Here is a 279-nt window from a genome sequence, read left to right as displayed (position 1 = left end):
ACCTACGTCCACAGCCAGCCCCTGCTAACTGGGCTCGTGACAACAAGACGCTTCTCGTAGGACTGGTTTTCTGGTCACTTTTTCTGGCCGGCATCGCAGGCAGTCAAAAGGTCTCGAGCGAGGGGTGGTACATCGTCACCTCGCTCGAAGGCGCATTGGTCACGATGCGTATGCCCAGTGAGAAGTCCTGCAAGGCCGACGTAGCCCAGACCTGCGTACCGGGCTACGAGCTGAGAGCACAGCAACATTGAGCGCGATGGCGGTTGGCAATCCAAAGAT

General features: G+C 58.1%; 1 protein-coding gene. It reads left to right on the top strand.

Annotated features, from left to right (window positions below):
- A partial coding sequence (locus tag KMS84_RS44525; RefSeq protein WP_256921578.1) for a hypothetical protein occupies positions 1 to 251 on the top strand: 251 nt, incomplete at its 5' end.
- Positions 252 to 279: the final 28 nt, after the last annotated feature.

The organism is Streptomyces hilarionis (assembly GCF_024539675.1).
In the GTDB taxonomy this organism is placed as follows: Bacteria; Actinomycetota; Actinomycetes; order Streptomycetales; family Streptomycetaceae; genus Streptomyces; species Streptomyces hilarionis.
Note: the sequence above shows the minus strand (reverse complement) of the source record. Positions and strands in the feature narration are given on the sequence as shown.